Origin of the sequence: Streptomyces sp. NPDC046215, assembly GCF_040646215.1 — a bacterium.
In the GTDB taxonomy this organism is placed as follows: Bacteria; Actinomycetota; Actinomycetes; order Streptomycetales; family Streptomycetaceae; genus Streptomyces; species Streptomyces stramineus.
The window spans coordinates 1-22,865 of sequence record NZ_JBEYZW010000087.1 but is presented as its reverse complement, the minus strand read 5'-3'; the positions used below and the strand labels follow the sequence as shown (position 1 = coordinate 22,865).

Sequence of the window (22,865 nt, the reverse complement as noted above, 5' to 3'; positions counted from 1 at the left end):
CGGAGGGGCCGGAGGGGCCGGAGGGGCCGGAGGGCCAAGGGGCGGCTCAGCCCGCGAGCTCCGCCTGCATCGTGGCGCGCAGCCGCAGGGTGCCGACGAGGCGCTGGAACGCCTCCGACCAGTAGGCGACGGCGCCGGGGGAGCCCGAGCCGTCCTCCGGCTCCTCGGGTATCGCGGTGAGCACCTCCAGCCGGTCGGCCTCGGCCGGGTCCAGACAGCGCTCGGCCAGGCCCATCACCCCGCTGAAGCTCCAGGGGTAGCTGCCCGCGTCACGGGCGATGTCCAAGGCGTCGACCACGGCCCGGCCCAGGGGCTCCGACCACGGCACCTCGCAGGCCCCGAGCAGTCGGAACGCCTCCGACAGCCCGTGCGCGGAGACGAACTCCGCCACCCAGCGGGCCCGTTCCCCCGGCTCCAGCGCGGACAGCAGCTTCGCCGGATCCCGCCACGAGGAGCCCTCCGCCGCGGGCGGTGCCGTCGCCGGGCCCAGCAGCGCGCGGGACCACGCGGCGTCCCGCTGCCGGATCGCGGCCCGGCACCAGGCAGCGTGCAGCTCCGGCTGCCAGCCGTCGGCGACGGGCAGGGCCACGATGCCGGCCGCGCTCCGGCCGTCGAACCGCTCGCTCCAGGTGTCGAGCGGCGCCGCCTCCACCACTTGGCCCAGCCACCACGACCGCTCCCCGCGCCCGGACGGCGGCTGGGCGACGACGCCGTCCCGCTGCATGTCCTTGTCGCACTCGTGCGGCGCCTCCACGGCGATCCGCGGGCCGCCGCCCGTGCGGTCCAGGGCGACGCAGCTGCGGGCCCGCCCGGCCATCCTGGCGGCGAGCGCGGAGCCGGGCAGTGCCGAGAGCAGCTCGGCCGCGGTGGAGCGGACGGTGCGGCTGCGGTCGGACAGGGCCCGCTCCAGGAACGGCTCGTCGCCGGGGGAGAGTTCCTCGCGGAGGGAGTCGAGGAACATCAGCCGGTCCTCGGCCCGCTCGGACGCCCACGTCGTACCGAGCAGCTCCCGCGCCGCCGCCGGATCGCGGCGCCGCAGGGACGTCAGGAGCGCGACCCGCTCGGCGAACAGCCCCTCCTCCCAGACGCGCCGGCCCGCCGGGTCGCCCGCCGCACCGCCCCCGTGGACCGTGCCGTCGGGCCCCCCGGCGCGCAGCGCGTACTTCCACCGCGGGTTGAGCCCGGCCAGCCACCGGGCCCGGGGGCCGCCCAGAGCGAGCGCCTCCGCCCGCAGGTCGGTACGGGCCCGGGCCGCGTCGAGCAGGGCGGGCAGCAGGGCCGGGGGCGCCTGGTAGCCGTGCCGGTTGGCGGCGGCCAGCCACTGGGGCAGGAGCTCCGTGAGGTCGGGGGCGGCGCCCCGGCGCCCGCCGCCGCCGGGCCCCGACCGGCCGGCGAGCAGCAGCGCCAGCCGCTGCCGGGCGGCGGGCGGCAGCACCGGCCGGGCGTCCCCGGGGGCGGGTGCGGGCCGTGGGCGCGCCGGTGCCGGCCGCAGCCCGGCACGCCGCCGCACGGTGTGCAGCGCGGCGGCGTCCAGCAGGGCCGTGGCGGTGTCCTGCCCCGGTCCCGGACGCACGGGCGGTGTGCGGCGCTCGGTGCCGAGCAGAGCGGCGGAAACGAGGTCGTCCCACGTGTGGTTCATGCGCGTGCCCTTTCCTGAGGGTGTGCGGTGACGGCGGGGCGCCCGCTCAGAGGGCGACCAGCTCCGGCGCCCAGGTGGCCAGCGGGGTGAAGCCCCGGTGGCCGCACTCGCCGAACACCGTGACCGGAGCGCCGCCCGATACGGCCGCGAGCTGCCACAGGCCCGCCCGGTCGCGGTGGCGGGGGTCGACCGGAAGCGCCGACTCGCCGTCCGCGTCGGCCAATTGCCAGCCCCCTTCCGGATCGGGGACCGGTATGACCGATCGGAGGACCACCGGCCACGCCTCCAGCCAGGGGTCGTCCCGCAGCGCCTCCCCGTAGGCCCGGAGCGCCGCCTCCGCATCGCCGCCCGCCGGGGGCGCGGGGCTGGGGCCGGGCTCCGCGTGCCGGGTGCCGAGGACGGCCCGCAGCGGACGCGCCGACGGGTGATAGACGAGGTCGGCGTCCAGCGAGAGGCCGACGGGCAGGGACAGCTCCGGCGCCCGGCCGCCCGCCCCGTACGACAGGAGCAGCGCCGCCCGGCCCGTGCGCCGGCCGTGGAGCCAGATCCGCCGGGTGACCAGCCGCCCGTCGTCACCGTCCTGCTGGGCCAGGACCAGCCAGTGGTCGCGGACGGGCGGGACGGACGCCAGCAGCGCCGCCGTGTCCGCGGTGACGCCGACCCGCGACCGCACCGTGGCGGCCAGCGGATCCGGCAGCCGGTCCCGGCGCAGCCAGCCCTGGCTGAGCGTGTGCAGCAGGGCGCACTCCTCCAGCAGACGGGAGGCGCGGTCCGCGCCGGATCCCGGCGCGGACGCCAACTCCCGCACGCGCGAGGCGAGACCGGGGGCCTGCGCGTCGACCATGCGGGCCGCCGTCTCGTCCCACTGCGCGTACGCCGCCCCCTCGGCGGACGCGAGACCGCCCCGCACCAGATCGGCGAGCCGCTGCTCCAACTCCGTGACCCCCGTGGAGATCCGCCGGGCCCGGCGCTCCGCACGGCGGCGCGCCGCCTCCGGATCCGCCGGGGCCCGGCCGCCAGCCGCGGCCGGCCCGGCCCCCGCCTGCTCCGTGCGCTCCCGGCGCCGCTCCCGCCACTGCGCCGCCCAGGCGGGCGGCTCGCTCTCCGCGGCGGGCACGGCCTCCCCGCCCGCCGACCAGAGCAACAGCAGCCCCAAGGCATGCTTGCACGGGAACTTGCGGCTCGGGCAGGAGCAGTGGAAGACCGGCCCCTCACCCCCGGAGAGATCCGCTACCGTCCGGTACGGCCTGCTGCCGCTGCCCGCGCACTCGCCCCACACCGCGCCCGACCCCCACCCCGTGCCCGACCAGGGCCCGGGCGCCGCGAGCGCGCCGCCCGCCCTGCATGACGCGGCGTCAGGAGCCAGTGCGAGCACCTGTTCCGCCGTCCAGCGTTCCCCCTGCCGATTCATGCCACGAAACGCTACGGCCCCCCACTGACAATCGCGCTGACCTGCGCATTCCCCAGGCCCGGGCCGATTGTCAGTGGGGTGGTGCAGGGTGGTCCACGTAGCCCGGAACCGCACGACGAGGGGGACTTGTGACCGTGCCCGGAATCCAGCCCGAAGCCCTGCGACCGCACGCGGAGGAAGCCTTCGCCGACGAGCTCCGCGCCCTCGCCGCGGCCGACGACCGCCCCAGGCCCGCGCGTTGGCGGCTCTCGCCGTGGGCCGTCGCCACCTATCTCCTCGGGGGCACCCTGCCCGACGGCACCGTGATCACCCCGAAGTACGTGGGCCCGCGCCGCACCGTCGAAGTCGCCGTCACCACCCTGGCCACCGACCGCGCCCTGCTGCTCCTCGGCGTGCCCGGCACCGCCAAGACGTGGGTGTCCGAACACCTGGCCGCCGCGGTCAGCGGCGACTCCACCCTCCTCGTCCAGGGCACGGCCGGCACCCCGGAGGAGGCCGTCCGCTACGGCTGGAACTACGCCAGGCTCCTCGCCGACGGCCCCAGTCGCGAGGCGCTCGTGCCCAGCCCCGTCATGCGGGCCATGGCCACCGGCGCGACGGCGCGGGTCGAGGAGCTGACGCGCATCCCCGCCGAGGTGCAGGACACGCTCATCACCGTCCTGTCCGAGAAGACCCTGCCCATTCCCGAGCTGGGGCAGGAGGTGCAGGCCGTCCGCGGGTTCAACCTCATCGCCACGGCCAACGACCGGGACCGCGGGGTCAACGAGCTCTCCAGCGCCCTGCGCCGCCGCTTCAACACCGTCGTGCTGCCCCTGCCCGCCACCGCCGACGCCGAGGTCGACATCGTCTCCCGCCGGGTCGACCAGCTCGGCCGAGCCCTGGACCTGCCCGCGGCCCCCGAGGGCATCGACGAGATCCGGCGCGTCGTCACCGTCTTCCGCGAGTTGCGCGACGGGGTCACCGCCGACGGCCGCACCAAGCTCAAGTCGCCCTCGGGCACGCTCTCCACCGCCGAGGCCATCTCCGTCGTCACCGGCGGCCTCGCCCTCGCCGCGCACTTCGGCGACGGCGTGCTGCGCGCGGGCGACGTGGCCGCCGGAATCCTGGGCGCCGTCGTCCGCGACCCCGCCGCCGACGGGCTCGTCTGGCAGGAATACCTGGAGGCGGTCGTCCGCGAGCGGGACGGCTGGAAGGACTTCTACCGCGCCTGCCGGGAGGTCTCCGCATGAGCGGGGCCACGGGCGGCCCCGGCCCGGCGCTGCTCGGCGTCCGCCACCACGGCCCGGGCTCCGCGCGGGCCGTCCGGGCGGCGCTGGAGCAGCTCCGGCCGGACGCCGTGCTGATCGAAGGGCCCCCGGAAGCCGACGCGATCGTCCACCTCGCCGCCGACGAGGGCATGCGGCCGCCCGTAGCCCTCCTCGCCCACGCCACCGACGACCCCGGCCGGGCCGCGTTCTGGCCCCTCGCCGCCTTCTCCCCGGAGTGGACCGCGATCCGGTGGGCCCGGTCCCACGGCGTCCCGGTGCGCTTCATCGACCTGCCCGCCGCCAACTCCCTCGCCCTGCCCGGACGGATCGGCGGATCCGAGCCCGGGGCGGACGAGGAGCCGGACGCGAAGGCCGCACCGCCCGTCGACCCCCTGGCCGTCCTCGCCGCGACCGCCGGGTACGACGACCCCGAGCGCTGGTGGGAGGACGCCGTCGAGCACCGCCACAGCACCCTGCCGGCGGACGGCGCCCTCGCGCCCTTCCAGGCCCTCGCCGAGGCCATGGGCGAGCTGCGCCGCGCCTTCGGCCGGGCGGCGGACGACGCCCGGGACACCGCCCGCGAGGCCCACATGCGCCTGAAACTGCGCGCGGCACGGCGTGAGTTCGGCGACGCGATCGCCGTTGTCTGCGGCGCCTGGCACGTCCCCGCGCTGGAAGAGAAGCGGACGGTCGCCGCGGACCGGCAGGCGCTGAAGGGGCTGCCCAAGGTCAAGGCCGAGCTCAGCTGGGTGCCCTGGACCCACCGGCGCCTCGCCCGCCACAGCGGTTACGGCGCCGGGATCGACTCGCCCGGCTGGTACGGCCATCTCTTCCAGGTCCCCGACCGACCCGTCGAGCGATGGCTGACCAAGGTCGCCCGCCTGCTCCGTGAGGAGGACTTCCCCGTCTCCTCCGCCCACGTCATCGAGGCCGTACGGCTCGCCGACACCCTCGCCGCCGTGCGCGGCCGCCCGCTCGCCGGGCTCGCCGAGACCACCGACGCGGTCCGGGCGGTGATGTGTGACGGCTCGGACGTCCCCCTCGCGCTCGTGCGGGACCGCCTCGTCGTCGGCCACGACCTGGGCGAGGTGCCCGACTCCGCACCCGCCACCCCGCTCCAGCGCGACCTCACCCGCCTCCAGCGCAGCCTGCGCCTCAAACCCGAGGCACTGGAGCGGGACTGGGATCTCGACCTGCGCAAGGACACCGACGCCGCCCGCAGCAGGCTCCTGCACCGGCTGCGGCTCCTCGACGTCGCCTGGGGCGAGCCGGTGCGGGGCCGCGGAGGGCTCGGCACCTTCCGGGAAACCTGGCGCCTGTGCTGGGAGCCCGAGCTGTCCGTACGGGTCGCCGAGGCCGGCGTGTGGGGCACGACCGTGCCGGCGGCGGCCGAGGCGAAGGCCGAGTCCCTCGCCGCCCGCGCCACGGACCTCGCCGGTGTCACTTCGCTCGCCGAGCGCTGCCTCCTCGCCGAGCTGCCCGGCGCCCTCCCCACGGTGTTGCGCGCCCTCGCCGACCGGGCCGCGCTCGACACCGACGTCGCCCACCTCGCCACGGCCCTCCCCGCCCTCGTCCGCTCGGTGCGCTACGGCGACGTCCGCCGCACCGACACCACCGCCCTCGCCGACGTGGCCGCCGGGCTCGCCGAGCGCGTCTTCGTCGGCCTCCCCGCCGCCTGCGCGGGCCTCGACACGGACGCCGCCGAGGACATGCGGGGCCACCTGGACGCCGTCCACCAGGCGGTCGCCCTGCTGGCGGAAGCGGCGCCGCCCGGCCTGCGCGAGCGCTGGGCGGGGACGCTGCGCAGGCTGGCCGGGCGGGAGCGCCTCCCCGGCGGCATACGCGGCCGAGCGGCGCGGCTGCTGCTCGACGACGGCCTGCTGCCCGAAGAGGAGGCCGCCCGCCTCATGGGTCTCGCCCTCTCCACGGGCACCGAGCCGGCCGAGGCGGCCGCCTGGATCGAGGGCTTCCTCGGCAGTGGCGGCTCCGGCGGCATGCTGCTCGTCCACGACGACCGGCTGCTCACCCTCGTCGACGACTGGCTCACCGGGGTCCCGGCCGCCGCGTTCACGACCGTCCTGCCGCTGCTGCGCCGCACGTTCTCCGCCTACGACGCGGGGGTGCGCCGGACCCTGGGCGAGGTGATCCGCCGAGGGCGCCCGGACACGGGCCGGGCGGGGCCCGGGGGAGAGGGAGCGCGTGGCTTCGGCCCGGGGCTCGACGAGCAACGCGCGGCGGCGGCCCTGCCGACGGTACGGCTGCTGCTGGGCCTGGACGCCGGTGCCGGCGAGGGCGCTGGCGAGGGCGTTACCGGCGCCGCCGCTCCGGCTCTCGCGGGCTGTGGTGCCGCATCGGCGGGGGGAGTGGCATGACGGCAGCACAGGCAGCGGCGCAGCCCGGAGTGGAGCCGGGTTCCGCCGCCCGCGTAGTCATCACCGGCACCGCCGCCTGCGGCGCCGTGTCGACAGAGGGAGTGGCATGACAGCGGTACAGGCGGCAACAGCCCTGTCGCCGGGCAACGGGCCGGAGGACGATGCCGGCGGCGAGCGGCTGCGTCGCTGGCGGCTGGTGCTCGGCGGTGACGGGGGCGGGGACGGGACGGGTCACGTGCTCGGTGGCCGCGACGCCGCCATGGACCGCACGCTGGAGGCGCTCTACGCCTCCACCGGCCCCGGCCCCGGCCCCGGCCCTGCGGGCGGCGGCCGGCGTGAGGCCGGGCTCGGTGGGTCCGCGCCGCAGGTCGCACGGTGGCTGGGTGACATCCGGACGTATTTCCCGGCGTCCGTCGTCCAGGTGATGCAGCGGGACGCGATCGACCGGCTCGGGCTGTCCGCGCTGCTCCTGGAGCCGGAGATGCTCGAAGCCGTCGAAGCGGACGTGCACCTCGTCGGCACGCTGCTGTCGCTCGGCAAGGCCATGCCCGAGACGACGAAGGAGACCGCGCGGGCTGTCGTCCGCAAGGTCGTCCAGGATCTGGAGAAGCGGCTGGCCGACCGCACCCGCGCGCGCCTGGGCGGCGCGCTCGACCGCTCCGCCCGCGTCAGCCGCCCCCGCCACCGCGACATCGACTGGGACCGCACCGTCCGGGCCAACCTCAAGAACTACCTGCCCGAGCACCGCACGGTCGTCCCCGAGCGGCTCGTCGGCTACGGGCGGGCCGCGCGGTCCGTGAAGAAGGAGGTGATCCTCTGCGTCGACCAGTCCGGTTCCATGGCCGCCTCCGTCGTCTACGCCTCGGTGTTCGGCGCCGTCCTGGCCTCGATGCGCTCCCTCGACACCCGGTTCGTCGTCTTCGACACGGCGGTCGTCGACCTCACCGAGCAGCTGTCCGACCCGGTCGACGTGCTGTTCGGCACGCAGCTCGGCGGGGGCACCGACATCAACCGCGCGCTCGCCTACTGCCAGTCCCGCGTCACCCGGCCGGCGGAGACCGTCGTCGTCCTCATCAGTGATCTCTACGAGGGCGGCATCCGGCACGAGATGCTCCGGCGGGTCGCGGCGATGAAGGCGGCCGGCGTGCAGTTCGTGACCCTGCTCGCCCTCTCCGACGAAGGGGCGCCCGCCTACGACCGTGACCACGCGGCCGCCCTCGCCGCCCTTGGCGCGCCCGCCTTCGCCTGCACCCCCGACCTCTTCCCGGAGGTGATGGCCGCGGCTCTCCAGAAGCGCCCGCTGCCCGTGCCCGAACCCTGACCCGCCCCCGGCCGCCCCCTCGCGGGGCCACCCCGGGTGCCCCGGCTGTCGCGATCCGTGGGCCTTCGGTGTGCGATCTGTGAGCGTAATCACGGCCCGAGTGTGACCTGTGATTTAGGGACCTCCGCCCCTCGGGGATAACCTGCGAGACGGACATGCCGCGTCAACGGTGAACGTGTGCCGCCCTCGTCAAAGATCGCGTCCTCACGCTGCCCTGCGGCACGCCCGCGCAGACAACGAACCGCGATATCCATGGAAAAGGGACTGACGCGCGTGGACCTGTTCGAGTACCAGGCGAGGGACCTCTTCGCCAAGCACGGTGTACCGGTGCTGGCCGGTGAAGTCATCGACACGCCTGAGGCGGCGCGCGAGGCCACCGAGAAGCTGGGCGGCCGTTCGGTCGTCAAGGCGCAGGTGAAGGTCGGCGGCCGCGGTAAGGCCGGCGGCGTGAAGCTGGCTGCCACCCCGGACGAGGCCGTCGCCCGTGCGACGGACATCCTCGGCATGGACATCAAGGGCCACACGGTCCACAAGGTGATGATCGCCGAGACCGCTCCCGAGATCCTCGAGGAGTACTACGTCTCGTACCTCCTCGACCGCACCAACCGCACCTTCCTGGCCATGGCCTCGGTGCAGGGCGGCATGGACATCGAGGAGGTCGCGGAGAAGACCCCCGAGGCCCTCGCGAAGGTCCCGGTCGACTCCAACACCGGTGTCACCATCGAGAAGGCCCGCGAGATCGTCGCCCTGGCGAAGTTCCCGGCCGAGGTGGCCGAGAAGGTCGCCGAGGTCATGGTGACCCTGTGGAAGACCTTCGTCGCCGAGGACGCGCTCCTCGTCGAGGTCAACCCGCTGGCCAAGGTCGCCAACGGCGACATCCTGGCGCTGGACGGCAAGGTCTCGCTCGACGAGAACGCCGACTTCCGCCAGCCGGAGCACGAGGCGCTCGAGGACAAGGCCGCGGCCAACCCCCTTGAGGCGGCCGCCAAGGCCAAGGGCCTGAACTACGTCAAGCTCGACGGCCAGGTCGGCATCATCGGCAACGGCGCGGGTCTCGTCATGAGCACCCTCGACGTCGTCGCGTACGCCGGTGAGAACCACGGCAACGTCAAGCCGGCCAACTTCCTCGACATCGGTGGCGGCGCCTCCGCCGAGGTCATGGCCAACGGTCTTGAGATCATCCTCGGTGACCCGGACGTCAAGTCCGTCTTCGTCAACGTCTTCGGTGGCATCACCGCGTGCGACGAGGTCGCCAAGGGCATCGTCCAGGCCCTGGAGCTGCTCAAGGCCAAGGGCGAGGACGTCACCAAGCCGCTCGTCGTCCGCCTCGACGGCAACAACGCGGAGCTGGGTCGCAAGATCCTGTCCGACGCCAACCACCCGCTCGTGCAGCGCGTGGACACCATGGACGGCGCGGCCGACAAGGCCGCCGAGCTGGCTGCGAAGTAAGGGACGAGGACTCCACAAACCATGGCTATCTTCCTCACCAAGGACAGCAAGGTCATCGTCCAGGGGATGACCGGCGCCACGGGCATGAAGCACACCAAGCTCATGCTCGCCGACGGCACCAACATCGTCGGTGGCGTCAACCCGCGCAAGGCCGGCACGAGCGTCGACTTCGACGGCACCGAGGTCCCGGTCTTCGGCTCCGTCAAGGAGGCGATGGAGAAGACGGGCGCCGACGTGTCCGTCCTCTTCGTGCCGCCGGCGTTCGCCAAGGCCGCCGTCGTCGAGGCGATCGACGCCGAGATCCCGCTGGCCGTCGTGATCACCGAGGGCATCGCGGTCCACGACTCCGCCGCCTTCTGGGCGTACGCGCAGGCCAAGGGCAACAAGACCCGCATCATCGGCCCGAACTGCCCCGGTCTGATCACCCCGGGCCAGTCCAACGCCGGCATCATCCCGGGCGACATCACCAAGCCCGGCCGCATCGGTCTGGTGTCGAAGTCCGGCACCCTGACCTACCAGATGATGTACGAGCTCCGTGACATCGGCTTCTCCTCGGCCGTGGGCATCGGTGGCGACCCGGTCATCGGCACCACGCACATCGACGCGCTCGCCGCGTTCGAGGCCGACCCCGACACCGACCTGATCGTCATGATCGGCGAGATCGGTGGCGACGCCGAGGAGCGGGCCGCGGACTTCATCAAGGCCAACGTCACCAAGCCGGTCGTCGGCTACGTGGCCGGTTTCACCGCGCCCGAGGGCAAGACGATGGGCCACGCCGGTGCGATCGTGTCCGGTTCGTCCGGCACCGCGCAGGCGAAGAAGGAGGCCCTCGAGGCCGCCGGTGTGAAGGTCGGCAAGACGCCGTCCGAGACGGCCCGCCTCGCGCGCGCCGCGCTCAGCGCCTGAGTCACCGCCTGAACCGTACGGTTCGCCGAGCGTGGGCCCGCACCCCTTCCGGGGGCGTGGGCCCACGCCCGTTTCCGTATCCGGCCGCCGCACCCCGCCCCACCCGGCCAGCCCCAAAAGGTACATAAGCGTACCTGTAGCGACACGACGGCTATTTGCCTGGTACCCGCATGAAAGGGGTGTTGTTGGCAGCATGGGCCCGTGACCCGATACGCCGATCACAGGCCGCCGTTGCCCGCGCGCGACCGGTCCGCCGCCGGCGGGCCGCCCATGGCCGGCACGGTGTTCCTCGGCGGGACGCTCGCCGCGGGCCTCGGGCTCGGCACGCTCGCTGTGGCCGTCCTGCTGCTGTGGATCTCCTCCCCGTACCCCGACAGCGGGCCCGCCGGGGCGCTGCGCGTCGCCGCCGACCTCTGGCTGCTGGCCCACGGCGCCGACCTCGTCCGCACCGAGACCCTCTCCGGGGCGGTCGCGCCGATCGGCCTCACCCCGCTGCTCCTCTCCGTGCTGCCCTGCTGGCTGCTCTACCGGGCGGCCCGGCACACGATGGAGTCGCTGGCGCAGCCACCGGCCCCGCCCGCGCCCGTCCGCACCGAGGGCAGGGACGTGGACGTCAGGGAACTGGACGAGCTGGACGAACAGGCGGAAGCGGACGTCACGGCAGCGGACCCCGAAGACGCGGAAGGGGCCGGGGCGCCGGGCGGGCGACTGCCGGACCCCCCGCTCCAGCCCGCTGCGCTCGGCCGGGGCAGGGCCGTCGCCGCCCTGCTGGGCGGCTATCTGCTGGTGGCCGCGGCGGCCGTGCTCTACGTGTCCTCGGGGGTGGTGCGGGTCGAGCCCATGAGCGCCGTGCTGAACCTGCCCCTGGTGGCCGGTCTGGCCGTCGCGGCCGGGGTCTGGGCGGCGGGCTCCCCCGGAGGGACACCGCTCGTGGTCGCGCGCCGGATGCTCGCCGTCGTCCCCCGGCGGGCCCGGCGGCGGTCCGCGGCCCTCTGGCCCGACGCCGCGCGCGGCCGCCCGCACCGCCCGCACCGGCCCCGGCCGGCCGCCGTGCTGCGGGCGGCGGCCGCGGGCACGGCCTTCCTGCTCGGCGGCGGCGCGCTGCTGCTGACGGGCTCGCTGGCCGTGCACGCGGCGGCGGTGCAGCAGTCCCTGCTGGAGGTGACGGTGGCCTGGTCGGGCCGGGTCGCCGTGATCCTGCTGTGCGTGGCCCTGCTGCCGAACGCGGTCGTGTGGGCGGCGGCGTACGGGCTGGGGCCCGGGTTCGCCGTGGGGGCGGGCGGGGCCGTCGCGCCCCTGGGGGTGGCCGCCTACCCCCACCTGACGAGTCTGCCGCTGTTCGCGGCGCTGCCCGCGTCCGGCGCCCCCGGCCCCTTCGCCCTGGCCGCGCTCGCCGCCCTGCCGGCCGCGGCGGGCGTCGCGGTGGCCCGTGCCGCCGTGCCCCGCCACCCGGGGGCGCTGGACCGCTCGACGGCCGTCGGTACGGCCGCGACCGCCGCGCTCGCCGCCCTCCTGTGCGGGGCGGTGTTCACCTGCCTGTCGTACGTGGCCTCCGGCGCCGTCGGCCGCGCCGCGCTCGCCACCTTCGGGCCCGTCTGGTGGGCGGTGGGGGCGGCCGCCCTGGCCTGGACGCTGGGGATCGGGGTGCCGGGCGCGCTCGTCCTGCGGTGGCGGCGGCGCGCCGTGCGGGAGGCGCAGCGGCCGAAGCGCGACCCCGGTACCGTACCGGACTGGTGCCAGGGGCCGGTGGCGGCCCTCGGCATGGCGCCGTTGCGCCCCACCGTGGGCCGGCGGCCCGAGCCGGCCGCCGAGGAGCCGCGGCCGGGGCGGCGGTGGTGGACGGGTGTCCCGGCGCTGCGCGCGGTGGCGGCGTGGCTGGGCTTCCGCGCGCGCCCGGAAGCCGTCGCCGGGTCCTCCGGCGCGGAGGTCGCGGTGTGCGGTGCCGGTCCGCGGGCCGTCGTGGTGCCGGGCGTGGGCGGCCGGCCCGGGGCGCCGCGGAAGGTGGAGGAGCTGCCGGTCCGCCCGTCGCCGGAGCGGTCCGGGCGCCGCCGCCCGGCCGAGTTCGACGCCGCCGCGCCGCCGGCCGGGCGGGGCCGGGGTCGCTCCCGGGGCCGGCCCGGCGCGCCCGCCGCGCCGCAGGCGCCGGGGTCCGGGCCGGGGGCCGACCGCCGCCGGCGGTCGCGCGGATGGGCGTGGTGGCGGGCCGCGCCGAAGAAGGGCCGCGGGCGGCACGCGGCGCCGCCGAAGGAGTCCGCCGCTCCGGCAGCCGGCGAGCCCCTGACGGGCCGGGTGTTCCGGCCGGGGGAGGCGACGGCTCAGAATCCGGCGGCACGGAAGTCCGCTGTCCGGAAGAGCGCCGCGGCAAAGGGCGGGGGCGAAGCGGTGGCCGTGGTCGCCGCCGACCTCGTCGTGGAGACGGGCGTCGACGGCGCGGCCTGGCACGACACCCGGGCCCGCCAGGTCCGCTGGGCCGCCCTCAAGGACTCGGGCGGTGGCCTGATGCCGGACTTCGAACCGCGCGATCTGACGGGGTCCGCGGAGGGGAGCTGACGGGAACGGGCCGCTTGCCGTCGGGCCTTCGGCCCCGGGAGCCGGGGCCGGTGGGGCCTGCCGTCCAGGGCGGCGGTAGCGAGCTGTGGCGGGTGGTGGCTGACGGGGCCGGGCCGGTCGGTGGTGCTTCGAGCCGCGCGACCCGCCAGGGCCCGCGGACGGGAGCTGACAGAACCCACCGTCCGAGCCGGCGGTGCCGGGCTGTCACCACGAGGGGCCGGTCCCGCCGGGCCGGAAGGCGACGGGCCCCGGCCGAACCGCACACCCCGCGCGAAGCGAGCCCGGACCCCTCAGTCCTGTTCCCCCAGCAGCGGCCGGAGCTGCTTCGGCAGGTGCTTCTCGCACGCCTGCTCCGACGTCTGGGTGAGGGCGTCGTCGACGCAGGTGTAGTAGTCGCTGTAGACGACCTGGAAGAGGAACGTCGCCGCCACGATGGCCAGCGCCAGCCCGCCCGTGACCAGGCCGCTCACCGCCGCCGTCGTCTGGGGCTTGAAGGCGCCCGGCGCGGCGGCCGGAGGGGCCGGGACGTCCGGGTCCTGGCGCTGCGGCTTGGCCTTGGCGCGCAGCGAGCTGACGCCCCAGTACAGGGACAGGGCCCCGAGGAGCAGCGCGACCTGCGGGATGCCGAAGATCGCGAAGAAGAACCCCCACATGCCGGCGAGCAGGGCGTAGCGCGCGCGGCGCTGGGCCGGGTCCGTGGGGTCCCAGCGGAGGCCCCCGCTCCCGCCCTGGCCGCCGCCCTGCTGCTGGGCGGGCCCGCCGGGCCCGCCCCTGCCGCCGCCGAAGCCGCCGTCGTGCCGCCCGGGCTGCCGGCTGCTCCACTGGCTGCCCCAGGCCGGAGGCTGCTTCCCGTCATCGTGCCCGTCACCGGAGCCCTCGGCGCCGTCCCCGGAGCCGTCCTTCGGGGCCGTGCCCCGCGGCCGGTCGCCCCGCGGCTGCCAGGGCCGGTCCGGCTGCCCCTCGGGCGGCGGCGCGAAGGGGTTGTCCCGCTGCTCGTCCGGGGTCGGCGTGCCCTTCTCCGGGGAGTTCTCGTGCGACATGCGGGCGTTCCTCATCGCCGCCCTCCGTGGGAGTCGGCGGGCAGCGGGAGGTGGTGAGCCGCGTGACGGCGTCGGTCCGGCATGTGGAGTGTGTCTTCCCCTTGTGTCGTCGTCCTGCACGTCACCGACGTGTCCGCACGCCCATGACGTACTGCACACCGAACGTACGGCGTCGCGCCCGGATTCCGCGCGCTCGGCCCGCGCTTTCCGCGCGCTGCTTCCAGACGCTACCTTCCGCGGCCGCCCCCGTCCCGTGGGGGCCGAGGCGTGTGCCGGTATCGTTGCTGGCGGCCGGCGGCTTCGTAGAGTCCCCCGTATGCGGGGACCCCTCCGGCTTGTACGACCCTACAAACCGCTCCACCCGCGAGAAAGGGCCCCGCTGTGGCTCCCCTGCCTTTCCCGCCTCCCGCGCCCCCCGCCCGCCTCGTCGTCCTCGTCTCCGGCTCCGGCACCAACTTGCAGTCCCTGCTCGACGCCGTCGCCGCCGACCCGGACGGCTACGGCGCCCGGATCGTGGCCGTGGGCGCCGACCGGGACGGCATCGCGGGGCTGGAGCGCGCCGAGCGCGCCGGGCTGCCCACGTTCGTCTGCCGGGTGAAGGACCACCCCACGCGCGAGGGCTGGGACCGCGCGCTGACGGAGGCGACGGCTGCCCACGAGCCCGATCTCATCGTCTCCGCCGGATTCATGAAGATCGTGGGCAGGGAGTTCCTGGCCCGCTTCGGCGGCCGGGTCGTCAACACGCACCCCGCCCTGCTGCCCAGTTTCCCCGGCGCCCACGGCGTGCGCGACGCGCTCGCCTACGGCGCGAAGGTGACCGGGTGCACCGTCCACTTCGTCGACGACGGCGTCGACACCGGGCCGATCATCGCGCAGGGCGCGGTCGAGGTCCGGGACGAGGACGACGAATCCGCTCTCCACGAGCGGATCAAGGAAGTCGAGCGCGAGCTGCTCGTCGATGTCGTGGGGCGTCTGGCCCGTAACGGCTACCGCATAGAGGGACGAAAGGTAAGGATCCCGTGACCGCCGAAGCTGTGACCCCCGAGGGTACGAAGCGGCCCATCCGCCGCGCGCTGGTCAGCGTCTATGACAAGACGGGGCTGGAGGAGCTGGCCGAGGGCCTGCACGCGGCGGGCGTCCAGCTCGTCTCGACCGGCTCGACGGCCGGCAGGATCGCGGCCGCGGGGGTCCCGGTCACCAAGGTCGAGGAGCTGACGGGCTTCCCCGAGTGCCTGGACGGCCGGGTGAAGACGCTGCACCCGAAGGTGCACGCCGGCATCCTCGCCGACCTGCGCCTGGAGGATCACCGGCGCCAGCTCGCCGAGCTGGGCGTGGAGCCGTTCGACCTCGTGATCGTCAACCTCTACCCGTTCAGCGAGACCGTCGCCTCCGGGGCGGCCCCCGACGAGTGCGTCGAGCAGATTGACATCGGCGGCCCGTCGATGGTCCGCGCCGCCGCCAAGAACCACCCCTCCGTCGCCGTGGTCGTCAACCCCGGCCGCTACGCCGACGTCCTGAAGGCCGCCGCGGACGGCGGGTTCGACCTGGCGCAGCGCAAGGGCCTGGCCGCCGAGGCGTTCCGGCACACGGCCGCGTACGACGTGGCGGTCGCCTCCTGGTTCGCCGCGGACTACGCCGGTGACGGCGCGGACTTCCCCGGCTTCGTCGGCGTCACCTACGAGCGCAAGAACGTCCTGCGCTACGGCGAGAACCCGCACCAGGGCGCCGCGCTCTACACCGCCGGCCGCGGGGGCCTGGCCGAGGCCGAGCAGCTGCACGGCAAGGAGATGTCCTACAACAACTACACGGACACCGAGGCCGCGCGCCGCGCCGCGTACGACCACGCCGAGCCGTGCGTCGCGATCATCAAGCACGCCAACCCGTGCGGCATCGCCGTCGGCGCGGACGTCGCCGAGGCGCACCGCAAGGCCCACGCCTGCGACCCGCTGTCCGCCTTCGGCGGCGTCATCGCCGTCAACAGGCCGGTGTCGGCCGCGCTGGCCGAGCAGGTCGCGGAGATCTTCACCGAGGTGATCATCGCCCCGGACTACGAGGACGGCGCCGTCGAGATCCTCGCCCGCAAGAAGAACATCCGGGTGCTGCGCTGCCCCGAGGCCCCGCAGCCACCGACCGAGTTCAAGCCGATCGACGGCGGCGGCCTGGCCCAGGTCCGGGACGTCCTCCAGGCCGAGGGCGACGACCCGGCGCACTGGACCCTGGCCACCGGCGAGGCGCTGTCCGCCGATGAGCTGGCCGAGCTGGCCTTCGCCTGGCGGGCGTGCCGCGCGGTGAAGTCCAACGCGATCCTGCTGGCCAAGGACGGCGCGACCGTGGGCGTCGGCATGGGCCAGGTCAACCGCGTCGACTCCGCCAAGCTCGCCGTGCAGCGCGCGGGCGAGGAGCGCGCCGCCGGCTCGTACGCCGCCTCCGACGCCTTCTTCCCGTTTCCCGACGGCCTGGAGGTCCTCCTGGAGGCGGGCGTCAAGGCTGTCGCCCAGCCGGGCGGCTCGGTCCGTGACGAGCAGGTCGTGGCGGCCGCGAAGGCGGCGGGCGTGACGATGTACCTGACGGGCACGCGCCACTTCTTCCACTGAGCACCGAGTACTGAGCGCTGAGCACGGAGCGCTGAGCACGGAGCGCTGAGCACGGAGCCAGGACGGCACGGAGCCGCGCCCCGGAACCCCGGGGCGCGGCTCGCCGGTACGCCGGTCAGCCGGTGCGGATCACGACCGTGCCGACCATCTTGTCGGCGAACGTCTGCTTCTTGTCGTCCCACAGCGGCCACAGGTAGCCGACGAACGTGATGCTGTCGATGAAGTGGCAGAGGTAGCGGACGACGGCCATGCCGAAGCCGGTCGGCATGCCGTCCGTCTCGCGGACGACACTGATGCTCAACGCCCGCTTGCCGAGCGTCTGACCGGTCTTGCCCTGGCGGTAGAGCATCCACAGCGTGATCGCGATGCTCAGCACGGCGCCGACCGCGAACAGCGCCAGACCGCCGCCGATCGCCGCCCCGGAGGGCTCGCAGTCCTCGGCGTACTTGTCGGTCCTGTCCATGCAGTCGAACGTATCGGCGAAGAGGACCGCGATCCCGCCGAAGTAGCAGACCATCGGGACCAGGCTCATCACCACCCCGTCGATCAGGTTGGCGCCCACGCGGGCCCACCAGCCCGCCAGCGGCGGGCGCTGCACGGCGTACGGGTCCGGGCCGGGGTAGCCGTACCCGTATCCGTACCCCGGCGCGCCCGCCTGCTGCGGGAACGGAGCGTACGGCTGCACCGGCGGAGCTTGCGGAGCCTGCGGATACGGCTGGTACGGCTGGTGAGGCGGGGGGCCGGGCGGGTTCGGGTAGGTCACCTGGGGTCCTTCGAGCGGTGCGGGGCGGGGACGGGCCGTGGCGCCCCGGGGCGGGGGCGCGGCCGCCGGCCCGCCCGACAGGCACAGCCACGGCAGTGCCGATCATCGTGGCACACGGGCGGTCTCCCGCCTCCCGGCCGGACCTGACTGGAACGAGACCCGTGCCATCCGCGAGGATGGGGCCATGACCGCCCAGATTCTCGACGGCAAGGCCACCGCAGCCGCGATCAAGTCCGAACTCACCACCCGCGTGGAGGCGCTGAAGGCCCGGGGCGTCACACCCGGCCTGGGCACGCTCCTCGTCGGCGAAGACCCCGGCAGCAAGTGGTACGTGGCCGGAAAGCACCGTGACTGCGCCCAGGTCGGTATCGCGTCGATCCAGCGCGAACTGCCCGAGACCGCCACCCAGGAAGAGATCGAGGCGGTCGTCCGCGAGCTGAACGACAACCCCGAGTGCACGGGGTACATCGTCCAACTCCCGCTCCCCAAGGGCATCGACACCAACCGGATCCTGGAGCTGATGGACCCGGCCAAGGACGCCGACGGCCTGCACCCCACCAACCTCGGGCGCCTCGTGCTCAACGAGACCGCCGCGCTGCCCTGCACCCCCAACGGCATCATCGAGCTGCTGCGCCGCCACGGCGTGGAGCTGGGCGGCGCCCACGTCGTGGTCGTCGGCCGCGGCATCACCGTCGGCCGCTCCATCGGCCTGCTCCTCACCCGCAAGTCGGAGAACGCCACCGTCACCCTCTGCCACACCGGCACCCGTGACCTCTCCGCGCAGCTCCGTCAGGCCGACATCGTCGTCGCCGCCGCGGGCGTCCCGCACCTGATCAAGCCCGAGGACATCAAGCCCGGCGCGGCCGTCCTGGACGTCGGCGTCAGCCGCGACGAGAACGGCAAGATCGTCGGGGATGTCCACCCGGGCGTCGCCGAGGTCGCCGACTGGGTCGCCCCGAACCCGGGCGGCGTCGGCCCGATGACCCGTGCGCTGCTCCTGGTCAACGTGGTGGAGGCCGCCGAGCGCGCCGCCGGAATCGGCAATGCGGGCTGACGTGGCCACCGGATCGGGGCGGCCGCGCCGCTTCCAGCTCACCCGGGACACGGCCCGCCCCGAGGGCGGCGGCCGCGCCGCCCCCGGGGACGCGCCGGCCCCGGCGCGGCAGTGGCCCCTGCTGGCCGTGATGGGCGTGACGGGCGTGGGGCTGCTGGTCGTCGCGTTCGACGCCTTCCGGGTGGGGACGCTGCTGATCGGGCTGGCGATGATCGGCGGCGCGGTGCTGCGCTGGGCGCTGCCGTCGGTGGGCATGCTGGCCGTCCGCTCGCGCTTTACCGACATGATCACGTACGGCGGGCTGGGGGCGGCGATCACGCTGCTGTCCCTGATGGCCCAGCCGCACCCCTGGGTGAAGGTCCCGTTCCTGGAGGACGTGCTGCACTTCACCGTGTAGGGCGGTTAGGTGCGGTTCCGGCCGGACGCGCGGAACGGCGGCCCGTCCTCTCCCCCGAGGGAGGACGGACCGCCGGTGCGCGGCGGCGCTCAGGCGCCGTGAGCGCCGCCGCGGTCGGATCAGCGGCCGGGCCGGGCGGTCAGGTCAGCGGACCGACAGCTCCACCCGGGCGTCGCCGCCGTTGTGCCAGCCGGAGACGGCCCCGTCGACGTTCTTGCCCTTCGGGCACGCCTTCCAGGTGTGGCTCCAGCTGCCGATACTCACCTTGCCGTAGGCGCACTTGCCGTCCGCCTTGGTGTCCTTGAGCCAGATCTGGGTGCTGGACTGGGCCTTGCCCTTGTACTTGCGCCAGCACTCCTTGTAGTCCAGCTTGCCCCCGCCGGTGGAAATGGTCGGCTGGTTCTTGCACGTGACGGCGGCGGCCTCGGCGGGCGCGGAGCCGCCGGAGCCGGCGGCCAGCGCCGGGGTGACGGCCAGCCCACCGGTCATGGCGACCGCGGCGGTCGCGACGGCGAGGCGCTTGCGTATGTTCATCGTGCGGGTTCCTCCCCTAGTAGGTGACGGTGACGCGGGGTGGACCGCGTCACCGCCGGCTTGCAGGACTGACTTTGATGCGCCACATCCTCAACTGCCAACCTTCCGCCGCAACTTGGGTCATCAGGGGACGTCCCACCCGCTGACCTGCGCAGACCCGCGGTCCCATGACGCCCTCGTGGGACGCCGGGCCGCGGCGGAGGTGGCCGGAACACGCTGCCTCCCGCGCGGCCTGACGGGAACGAGACCGCGGGCGTCGCCATGATGTGCGGCATAGGAGGCTCGTTGCCTCGGGGGACCACGTGGACGCGTATGGGGTGGAACATGCCGCGTTGGAAGGAACTACCGGACTCGCTGGACGACCGGGTGCGCCAGCTGGTCGTCCAGCTCCGCAGACTCAAGGACCACAGCGGGCTGAGCCTGGCCGCGCTGGCGGCCAAGACCTCTTACAGCCGCTCCTCCTGGGAGCGCTACCTGAACGGCAGGCAACTGCCCCCGCGCGAGGCGGTCGAGGAGCTGGCGCGGGCCTGCGGCGCGGATGCGGTCCGCCTGCTGGTGCTCCACGAAGTCGCCGCCGAGGCATGGCCCGAACGGCAGCGGACGGAGGGCCCCTTGGCAGAGGCCGAGGAGGACGGGGAGGCGGGGGAAGCGGGGGAGGGGCGCACCGCCCGGCGGCAGGTTCACCTGCTCGTCGCCGCCGTGATCGTCCTGGTGCTCGCTCTCGCCGCCACGCTGCTGATCACCCGCCCGTGGCAGGACGACGAGGGCCCGGCGCCGGCGGCCACGAGCGGGAACACCCAGGCCCCCTTCGTCTTCACCCAGGGCCGCGCCCGCCCGTGTGACGTGCGGCGCGCGGACGGTGAGCTGCGCGCCGGGTACAGCGCGACCCGCACCACGCTGATGGACCTCAAGAGCTCCGGCTGGGAGGTGCTGGAGGCCCAGTGCCTGCTCAAGCACCACGGCTTCGACCCCGGGGTGCCGGACGGCTCCTACGGGGAGCGGAGCAAGGAGGCCGCCAAGCGCTTCCAGAAGGACCGGAGCCTCGTCGTCGACGGCGTCGTCGGCCCCGACACCTGGGGGGAGCTGCGCCGGTGAGCGGGGAACGCCTCCTCCCGGCGGAGTGCGGCCGGCTGGCCGCCGAGCTGCGTGAGCTGAAGGACCGCACGGGGCTGAGCCTGGCGGCGCTCGGGGAGCGCACCCCGTACAGCAAGTCGTCCTGGGAGCGCTATCTCAACGGCAAGAAGCTGCCGCCGCGGCAGGCCGTCGGCGCGCTGTGCCGGCTGGCGGGCGAGCCCGCCGGGCGGCTGCTCGCCCTGTGGGAGCTGGCCGAGCAGGCGTGGAGCGGCCGGGGCGGGCCCGCGCCGCCCGCCGCCGCGGGGAGCCCCGGCCCGCCGCTCCCGGCGGCCGGTGAGCGGCGGGGGCCCGGCCGCGGCCGGTGGGCGTTCGCCCTCTCCGGGGCCGTGGCCGCCGCTGCCGCCGTCACGCTGACCCTCGTGCTGACCGCCGGCGAGCAGGCGTCCGGCGAGCCCGAGTCCGGCCCCCGCGCGGCCGTCTCCCCTTACGCGCAGTACCAGGTGCCCGCCTGCAAGGGCGAGGAGTGCGACGGCGCGGACCCGGAGCGGATGGGGTGCTCCCTGCAGAGCATGGTGGTCACGCTCCTCACGCGCAGGCTCCCGGACGGGCAGGTGGTCCGGCTCAGGTACAACGAGACGTGCGGGACGGTGTGGGCGAAGGCCATGTACCTGCGGCTCGGCGACCGGGTCGAGCTGTCCGTGCCGGGCGCCGGCACCAAGGAGGTCAAGGCCGCTTCCCAGCGGGACACCGAGCAGTACCTGCCGACCGCCATGACGGCCACCGACGACCCCTACTCGGCGCGGGTGTGCGTGCGCCCCGCCGCCGGGGGCGGGCCGGTGTGCTTCTCCCCGCCGGCCGGGCCGACCGCCGGGGCGGGCGCGGGGCGGGCCGCCTTTCCGCAGGTGAGCGGCCACGGCGACCGGTCCTCCACCCCCGTGGGAGGACGGGCCGCCGTCCACCTCGGAGCATGGTGAACGAGCCGGACCGGGGCAATGCCGGCCGTCCCTCTGTGGCCGGGGGGTGACCGTTCCGGTACGAGGCCGCCACCGCGTATCAGTTGTGCGGCAGATGTGACAAGGGTGCATGGCGTGGTAGCGAATTGCCTCAAATGCAACCGTGCGCCCCCCGTTGGGGAACTGTCGTGCCACTGCGCGGCATCCCTGTGGGTAGCCAGCATCGAGGCCGTGGCGGGGTTCCCACGGGCGGGCACCGTGGAGCGGAGCGTCCGGAGCGGGAACTCGCGGAGCACGGGACGGACCACGATCGGCTTCGGGGGACAGGGGAGGGATATGCCACGTTGGAAGGCGCTACCGGACGAGCTGGATCCACCGGTTCGTGAATTCACCGAGCAGCTGCGCAGACTCGTCGAGCGCAGCGGGCTCAGCATCAGCGCCGTCGCGGACCGCACCGGCTACAGCAAGACGTCGTGGGAGCGCTATCTGAACGGGCGGCTGCTGCCGCCGCGCGGCGCGGCGGAGGCGCTCGCCGAGGCCACGCGCACCGACGTCGGCCACCTGTGCACCATGTGGGAGCTGGCCGAACGGTCCTGGAGCCGCTCCGAGCTGCGGCACGACGTGACGGTGGAGGCGATGCGGGTCGCCCGGGCGCGGGCCGCGCTGGGCGAGTTCGGCCCGCCGCCCGCCGACCGGCCCGCACCGGCCCGCGAGGCGGGCGCGCTGCGGTCCGAGCCGCTGTGCCGCGAGGCCGCGGGCCTCCCCGTGGACGCGGGGGCCGCCGTTCCCGGCGGGGGCCGGGCGCCCGAGCCGCCCCCCGTGCCGCGGTCGCCGGAGCCCCCCGACTACCGGGCCACGGCGATCCCGGCCGGGCCGGTGCCCCACCGGCGGGTCGCGCTGTTCGTCACCGGGGCCGTGGGCGCGCTGCTCCTCGTCGTCGCCGCGGTCCTGCTGCTGGGCGTCAGGGGCGGCGGCCCGGCCGAGGAGGCCGTCACCTCACCGGTGACGACCGCGCCCGTGATGCCTGCCGGGGTGAAGTGCACCGGCGAGGGCTGCGCAGGCAAGGACCCGGAGGCGATGGGCTGCGGCGGCGCCCGCGCCACGACGGCCGGTTCCGCGACGGTCGGCACGTCCTACGTCGAGGTCCGCTACAGCGAGGTCTGCGGCGCGGCGTGGGGCCGGATAACGCGGGCGGCCCCCGGTGACGCGGTCCGGATAAGCGCGGGCGCGACGGGCGGGACGGGCACGGGAGCCCGCACGGAATCAGGCCGGGTCGGCGCGAAGGCGGACGGCTACACCCCGATGATCGCGGTCGCCGCGCCGGGCAGCGCGACGGCCTGCGCGACCCTCACGACGGGCACGAAGGGGTGCACGGTGCCTCGGCCGGCGAGCACGCAGGCGGCGGGTTGAACGTGCACCACCGCTGCGCGGCGGTGTCCTCAAACGCCGGACGGGCTGCTGTGCCTTGTCCGGACGGGCAGGGAGCTGTGCGGCACAGGGGACTCCTGGAGCTGGCGGGCGGTGACAGCTCCAGAGCTTGTGGTGCTTCGGTTGCGGGTCC

At 75.2% G+C, this 22,865-nt stretch carries 18 protein-coding genes; 13 read left to right on the top strand and 5 right to left on the bottom strand.

The genetic code is table 11. The annotated features are described in order from the left end of the window. Positions 1–46 precede the first annotated feature (46 nt). Together ABZ951_RS27945 and ABZ951_RS27940 are read right to left on the bottom strand one after the other, a co-directional pair. Positions 47–1,639 (bottom strand): DUF5691 domain-containing protein, encoded by a 1,593-nt coding sequence (locus ABZ951_RS27945; protein WP_361280970.1) that lies wholly within the window; start codon positions 1,637–1,639, stop codon positions 47–49. Positions 1,640–1,685: 46 nt separating this feature from the next. Continuing rightward, the gene (locus tag ABZ951_RS27940; protein WP_361280968.1) at positions 1,686–3,050 is read right to left on the bottom strand and encodes an SWIM zinc finger family protein; all 1,365 of its coding nucleotides are present in this window, start codon (positions 3,048–3,050) and stop codon (positions 1,686–1,688) included. A gap of 128 nt (positions 3,051–3,178) precedes the next feature. On the opposite strand from ABZ951_RS27940, the gene ABZ951_RS27935 reads away from it, so the two are divergent. The 6 genes from ABZ951_RS27935 (at position 3,179) to ABZ951_RS27910 (ending at position 12,895) form a co-directional block, all read left to right on the top strand. Then, on the top strand, positions 3,179–4,279 hold the full coding sequence (locus ABZ951_RS27935) for an AAA family ATPase (RefSeq protein ID WP_344097937.1): 1,101 nt from the start codon (positions 3,179–3,181) through the stop codon (positions 4,277–4,279). Then, entirely contained in the window at positions 4,276–6,669 is a 2,394-nt protein-coding gene (locus ABZ951_RS27930; protein ID WP_344097936.1) for a DUF5682 family protein, read from the top strand. Before ABZ951_RS27935 ends, ABZ951_RS27930 begins: the two co-directional genes overlap by 4 nt. A gap of 106 nt (positions 6,670–6,775) precedes the next feature. Further along, entirely contained in the window at positions 6,776–7,990 is a 1,215-nt protein-coding gene (locus ABZ951_RS27925) for a VWA domain-containing protein (protein ID WP_344097935.1), read from the top strand. A gap of 273 nt (positions 7,991–8,263) precedes the next feature. Beyond that, on the top strand, positions 8,264–9,439 hold the full coding sequence (gene sucC, locus ABZ951_RS27920; RefSeq protein ID WP_344097940.1) for an ADP-forming succinate--CoA ligase subunit beta: 1,176 nt from the start codon (positions 8,264–8,266) through the stop codon (positions 9,437–9,439). Between the two features lie 21 nt (positions 9,440–9,460). Further along, positions 9,461–10,345 carry a succinate--CoA ligase subunit alpha gene (gene sucD, locus ABZ951_RS27915; RefSeq protein WP_344097933.1) on the top strand — a complete coding sequence of 295 codons (885 nt, stop codon included), beginning with the start codon at positions 9,461–9,463 and terminating at the stop codon, positions 10,343–10,345. Between the two features lie 270 nt (positions 10,346–10,615). Further along, on the top strand, positions 10,616–12,895 hold the full coding sequence (locus tag ABZ951_RS27910) for a DUF6350 family protein (RefSeq protein ID WP_361280975.1): 2,280 nt from the start codon (positions 10,616–10,618) through the stop codon (positions 12,893–12,895). Between the two features lie 290 nt (positions 12,896–13,185). Here ABZ951_RS27910 and ABZ951_RS27905 read toward each other — a convergent pair whose 3' ends face one another. Then, positions 13,186–13,935, bottom strand: coding sequence for a hypothetical protein (locus ABZ951_RS27905; RefSeq protein ID WP_344097969.1), 750 nt, complete (start codon positions 13,933–13,935; stop codon positions 13,186–13,188). 381 nt (positions 13,936–14,316) lie between these two features. Between ABZ951_RS27905 and purN the strand changes: the two genes are divergently transcribed. Both purN and purH read left to right on the top strand, forming a co-directional pair. After that, positions 14,317–14,958 (top strand): phosphoribosylglycinamide formyltransferase, encoded by a 642-nt coding sequence (purN, locus tag ABZ951_RS27900; protein ID WP_344097968.1) that lies wholly within the window; start codon positions 14,317–14,319, stop codon positions 14,956–14,958. Between the two features lie 11 nt (positions 14,959–14,969). Further along, positions 14,970–16,529 (top strand): bifunctional phosphoribosylaminoimidazolecarboxamide formyltransferase/IMP cyclohydrolase, encoded by a 1,560-nt coding sequence (purH, locus tag ABZ951_RS27895; protein WP_344097970.1) that lies wholly within the window; start codon positions 14,970–14,972, stop codon positions 16,527–16,529. 115 nt (positions 16,530–16,644) lie between these two features. On the opposite strand, the gene ABZ951_RS27890 is transcribed toward purH, so the two are convergent. Continuing rightward, entirely contained in the window at positions 16,645–17,214 is a 570-nt protein-coding gene (locus ABZ951_RS27890) for an RDD family protein (RefSeq protein ID WP_344097967.1), read from the bottom strand. Positions 17,215–17,476: 262 nt separating this feature from the next. Here ABZ951_RS27890 and ABZ951_RS27885 point away from each other — a divergent pair, with 262 nt between their 5' ends. Both ABZ951_RS27885 and ABZ951_RS27880 read left to right on the top strand, forming a co-directional pair. Continuing rightward, on the top strand, positions 17,477–18,346 hold the full coding sequence (locus tag ABZ951_RS27885) for a bifunctional methylenetetrahydrofolate dehydrogenase/methenyltetrahydrofolate cyclohydrolase (RefSeq protein WP_344097965.1): 870 nt from the start codon (positions 17,477–17,479) through the stop codon (positions 18,344–18,346). Next, positions 18,336–18,743 carry a DUF3017 domain-containing protein gene (locus tag ABZ951_RS27880; protein WP_344097964.1) on the top strand — a complete coding sequence of 136 codons (408 nt, stop codon included), beginning with the start codon at positions 18,336–18,338 and terminating at the stop codon, positions 18,741–18,743. Before ABZ951_RS27885 ends, ABZ951_RS27880 begins: the two co-directional genes overlap by 11 nt. Positions 18,744–18,887: 144 nt before the next feature. Here ABZ951_RS27880 and ABZ951_RS27875 read toward each other — a convergent pair whose 3' ends face one another. Continuing rightward, positions 18,888–19,277: a hypothetical protein gene (locus ABZ951_RS27875; RefSeq protein ID WP_344097963.1), complete on the bottom strand. Its 390-nt coding sequence runs from the start codon at positions 19,275–19,277 to the stop codon at positions 18,888–18,890. 324 nt (positions 19,278–19,601) lie between these two features. Here ABZ951_RS27875 and ABZ951_RS27870 point away from each other — a divergent pair, with 324 nt between their 5' ends. The 3 genes from ABZ951_RS27870 (at position 19,602) to ABZ951_RS27860 (ending at position 22,714) form a co-directional block, all read left to right on the top strand. After that, on the top strand, positions 19,602–20,372 hold the full coding sequence (locus ABZ951_RS27870) for a helix-turn-helix domain-containing protein (protein ID WP_344097962.1): 771 nt from the start codon (positions 19,602–19,604) through the stop codon (positions 20,370–20,372). Continuing rightward, on the top strand, positions 20,369–21,325 hold the full coding sequence (locus ABZ951_RS27865) for a helix-turn-helix domain-containing protein (protein ID WP_361280962.1): 957 nt from the start codon (positions 20,369–20,371) through the stop codon (positions 21,323–21,325). The genes ABZ951_RS27870 and ABZ951_RS27865 overlap by 4 nt, the downstream gene beginning before the upstream one ends. A 315-nt stretch (positions 21,326–21,640) precedes the next feature. Next, positions 21,641–22,714, top strand: a complete 1,074-nt coding sequence (locus ABZ951_RS27860; protein WP_361280960.1) for a DUF2690 domain-containing protein — start codon at positions 21,641–21,643, stop codon at positions 22,712–22,714. Positions 22,715–22,865 lie beyond the last annotated feature (151 nt).

Bases quoted from the DNA above. Each gene is read 5' to 3' on its own strand.
- ABZ951_RS27945 (WP_361280970.1), bottom strand. From the start codon at position 1,639: ATGAACCACACGTGGGACGACCTCGTTTCCGCCGCTCTGCTCGGCACC.
- ABZ951_RS27940 (WP_361280968.1), bottom strand. From the start codon at position 3,050: ATGAATCGGCAGGGGGAACGCTGGACGGCGGAACAGGTGCTCGCACTG.
- ABZ951_RS27930 (WP_344097936.1), top strand. From the start codon at position 4,276: ATGAGCGGGGCCACGGGCGGCCCCGGCCCGGCGCTGCTCGGCGTCCGC.
- ABZ951_RS27925 (WP_344097935.1), top strand. From the start codon at position 6,776: ATGACAGCGGTACAGGCGGCAACAGCCCTGTCGCCGGGCAACGGGCCG.
- sucD (WP_344097933.1), top strand. From the start codon at position 9,461: ATGGCTATCTTCCTCACCAAGGACAGCAAGGTCATCGTCCAGGGGATG.
- ABZ951_RS27910 (WP_361280975.1), top strand. From the start codon at position 10,616: ATGGCCGGCACGGTGTTCCTCGGCGGGACGCTCGCCGCGGGCCTCGGG.
- ABZ951_RS27905 (WP_344097969.1), bottom strand. From the start codon at position 13,935: ATGTCGCACGAGAACTCCCCGGAGAAGGGCACGCCGACCCCGGACGAG.
- ABZ951_RS27885 (WP_344097965.1), top strand. From the start codon at position 17,477: ATGACCGCCCAGATTCTCGACGGCAAGGCCACCGCAGCCGCGATCAAG.
- ABZ951_RS27880 (WP_344097964.1), top strand. From the start codon at position 18,336: ATGCGGGCTGACGTGGCCACCGGATCGGGGCGGCCGCGCCGCTTCCAG.
- ABZ951_RS27875 (WP_344097963.1), bottom strand. From the start codon at position 19,277: ATGAACATACGCAAGCGCCTCGCCGTCGCGACCGCCGCGGTCGCCATG.
- ABZ951_RS27870 (WP_344097962.1), top strand. From the start codon at position 19,602: ATGCCGCGTTGGAAGGAACTACCGGACTCGCTGGACGACCGGGTGCGC.
- ABZ951_RS27860 (WP_361280960.1), top strand. From the start codon at position 21,641: ATGCCACGTTGGAAGGCGCTACCGGACGAGCTGGATCCACCGGTTCGT.